Source organism: Desulfothermus okinawensis JCM 13304 (genome assembly GCF_054654515.1).
Window position 1 is genome coordinate 1 of record NZ_BAAIEW010000085.1, and the last position, 456, is coordinate 456.

Consider the following 456-nt stretch of genomic DNA (forward strand, 5'->3'; position numbering starts at 1 on the left):
TAAAAGATTACATGCTAATAAATGGCAAAAACCAGAGCCAAAATTTAAAGGCGCACTTCCAAAATTACACTCTATCTTCTATAAAACTTTTGAAACCGATGATTCCTCCTTGGAGAATTTATATGCCTTTACACAAAATTCTTGACAAGTGCCTACCATACAAAATATCCAACACTTCACCTTTTTATTCCGCTTGCTATCATAAAAATATCCAGCATAGCCAAAGTCTACCTGGGCCTCTTCTCCTGGTGGAGATATCAATGGAATATATACTTTACCAGGACCCTTTAACTTCCTTATATATTTCTTTACACAACTATAACTAACTGACAAATCGTATTGTTGAACCAGACTCTTATGGATTAATACCCCAGATAATCCTTCTGAAAGATATTCTATTATCTCTTCTCTATAAGGCTCTAATACACTCTTCCTTGAAAATTTAGGTGGGTTAAT

General features: G+C 34.2%; 1 pseudogene. It reads right to left on the reverse strand.

Annotated features, from left to right (window positions below):
• Positions 1 to 78 precede the first annotated feature (78 nt).
• A pseudogene (locus ACYQ0O_RS13140) lies at positions 79 to 456 on the reverse strand (hypothetical protein); the annotation flags it as partial.